Source organism: Enterovirga sp. (assembly GCF_035325185.1).
In the GTDB taxonomy this organism is placed as follows: domain Bacteria; phylum Pseudomonadota; class Alphaproteobacteria; order Rhizobiales; family Beijerinckiaceae; genus Enterovirga.
Genome location: NZ_DAOLAJ010000003.1, coordinates 8,232 through 11,040, shown reverse-complemented (window position 1 = coordinate 11,040; position 2,809 = coordinate 8,232). Strand labels below are relative to the sequence as shown.

Sequence of the window (2,809 nt, the reverse complement as noted above, 5' to 3'; positions counted from 1 at the left end):
TCGGCGAGGGCCAAGCCGCGCCGGCCGCGCCGGGCGAGGCGGGCGAGCCGCCTGGCAGGACCAGGGAGCCGAGCGTCGCGGCGCGGGAGGAGAAGCCGAGCGTGCCGTCCGGCAGCCAGACGATTGCCTGGGCGGGATCGTTCGGCGCCGAGAAGGTGCCGAGGAGGTCGGGACTGTCGAGCAGGGCCGTCAGGAGGGCCGAGCGCGTCTCCTCGCGGGGGCGGTCGCGATAGGCGCGATAGGCGCTGCGCACGGCCTCAGCCGCGTTGTCGTCGCGCAATTCCCCTTGCGATTTCGCCACCCAGCGGCCCGCCTCGGCGGCAGCGAGCGCATCGTCCCGCTCGCGGGCCTGGAAATGGTTCAGCACCGCGAGCCCGCCCGCGGCGGAGAGCCCAAGCGCGACGGCGAGGGTCGCGCCGACGGCGAGCCGCATGAAGCGCCGCGCCGCCTGCGCCTTCTGCTCGGCGGCCACCTTGTCCGCCTCGGCGAGCCTGATCTGGCTGTCCTTGAGCTTGCGCTCGTTCTCGATCCGCTCGCGCCGCTCCGCCTCCTCGGCATCGTCGCGCACGCGGCATCCGGCGAGATAGTCCCGCGCGCTCGGGCCCAGGCTCGCCCCGAGATCGGGCCGCGCGGCGATGGTCTCGGCCTCCGCGAGGCGCGTGCCGGTATGGTTCAGCCAATCGCTCCCGCGGGCATTGGCCTCCCAGTCGCGCGCGCCGCGCTTGACGCCGTCGAGGATGGCGAGGGCGGCGAAATCCTCGTGCAGCCAGCCGCGCAGCAGCCCCCATTGCCGCAGAAGCGCCTCGTGCGCCGGCTCGACGGTGATCTCGATGCGCTCCCCGCTTTCCGTCTTCACCGCGACGCGGTCGATGGACAGGAGGCGCTGCTCGACGAGGAGCCGCACCAGCGGCTCGGCATCGGCGGGGATCTCGGAGAACCGGGCCTGCCGCCGCCGCGGGCTGCCCGTTTCGAGATCGATGCCGGCGAGCCAGGGAATGAGGCCGCGGCGCAGGAGGAGAAGCCGCGCTCCCTCGTCCCGGGGCAGGCGCGGATCGCGGTCGGCCGCGCGCATGACGCGCCGCACGGCCGCCTCGATGGCCCCCTGGATGCCCCCGAATGCCTCGTAATCGGCGAGGCTCAGCGTGCCACTGCCACCGAAATCGTCGTAGAGCTGGCCGAGCGTGAAGGCGAGGAGCGGCAGGGCGTCCGAGCCGCCGCCCTTCTCGATGTCGCCGAGGAGCCGCTCCGTCAGGCGCGGCTCGATGGCGAGGGGGCGGTCGCTGCCGGCGAGGCGCGCGGCCGGCCCCTCGATCACGGTCTGGTAGGCGCCGCGCGGCATCGGCAGGAGGGCGAAGGCGCGCTGGCGCAGCCCCTCCAGCGCCTTCGCCGTCTCCAGCGCGTCATAGGCATCCGAGCGGATGGTGAAGAGGACCATGACCTCGGGTCCATCCTCCCCGACGAGGTCGCGGAGAAGGGCGAGCAGCCCCTCGCCCTCGCTGTCGCTGAACAGCTCCTCGGCCTGGTCGACGGCGAAGGTGACCGCCGGGGGCTTGGGCGGACCCTCCCCGCTCACCATCCCCTCGATCGCGCGGGCGGCGAGCTGCGCGAGGAGAGGCTTCAGCGCCGCCCCGCCCGCCGCGACGGCCTGGCGGAGCGCGGCGCGCGATTGAGGGATCGCGCCGGCCTGGAAAGCGCCTTCGAGCGCGGCGAGCAGTCCCGTCTCGCCGAGCAGCGCCCCGCCTTCCGGGCGGATCACCGGCAGGGTGAGGAAGGTTCGGTCGTCGCGGGCGAGGCGCGGCAGGAGCCCCGCCCGCAGGAAGGAGGACTTGCCCGCGCCCGAGGCGCCGAGGATGACGAAGAGCCGCGGCGCCGCGGCGGCGGCGAGGCCGCGCAGCATGTCGAGCGCCTCGACGATCGGCGCCTCGCGGCCGAAGAAGATGCCGGCATCCTCCTGCTCCAGAGGCTTCAGCCCGCGATAGGGCGCGCGTCCCGGATCGTAGGGGGGCGGCCAGGGGAAGAAGCGCGGATCGAGCCCCGCCTTGGTCAGCCCGTCCTTCAGCCGGAACAGGCCCTCGCGGGAGAAGGTGACATGAACCTCCTCCTGCGTGCGCGGCAGCTCGGCGCGGAACATGCGATGGTCCGAGCCCGAGGCGAGGTCGACCATCTGGAAGGTCTCGGTGATCTCGCCCGGCAACTCCCCGACCGGGATGATCTCGATCAGCGCCCCCAGCAGACGCTTGTTGAGGCGGCGCGCCAGCTCGTATTCCTTGCGGCACCAGCGCGAGGCGATCCAGCCGCGCGAGACGAGGAAGAGCACGACCTCGCAGCGCGAGGCGGCCTCGTTCAGTGCCCGCTCCCATTTCTCGCCTGCGGCGATGCCGCGGTCCGGCGTGACGTCGAGGAAGACGTCGTCCCAGCCCTGCTCCTTCAGCCAGACCAGGAGGCAGGCCGCCTCCGCATTGTTCTGGCTCGAATGGCTGATGAACAGGCGGGACATCGGGGCGGCAGGACCTTCCGTCGGCTTTCGCCCCTGGGGCTAGATGGGCCGCCCGGACGGGTCAATGGCGCGAATCGCGCTGGACAGGACGCACGGGCTTCGTGAAGCTCGCATCATGACGAACGAGGGCAGCGGGCGCCATCCGCTCGACGAGGCGACGCGAATCGACTGGAGCGAGCCCGGATCCGGGCGCGGCGCGACCCATCCCGCCTATGGCAACATGGTCGGGCCTTTCGGCGGCACGACCATGGCCGTGCTGCTGCGGGCCGTCCTCGACCATCCGGCCCGGCGCGGCGTGCCCTTCGCGCTCAC

Annotated in this window: 1 protein-coding gene and 1 pseudogene; one reads left to right on the top strand and one right to left on the bottom strand. The window is 73.1% G+C overall.

Annotated features, from left to right (window positions below):
- On the bottom strand, window positions 1–2,497 hold a 2,497-nt coding region (locus PKD06_RS01030; protein WP_324376856.1), incomplete at its 3' end, for a toll/interleukin-1 receptor domain-containing protein.
- A 115-nt stretch (window positions 2,498–2,612) separates the two neighbouring features.
- Here PKD06_RS01030 and PKD06_RS01025 point away from each other — a divergent pair.
- Window positions 2,613–2,809: pseudogene (locus PKD06_RS01025) on the top strand (hypothetical protein); the annotation flags it as partial.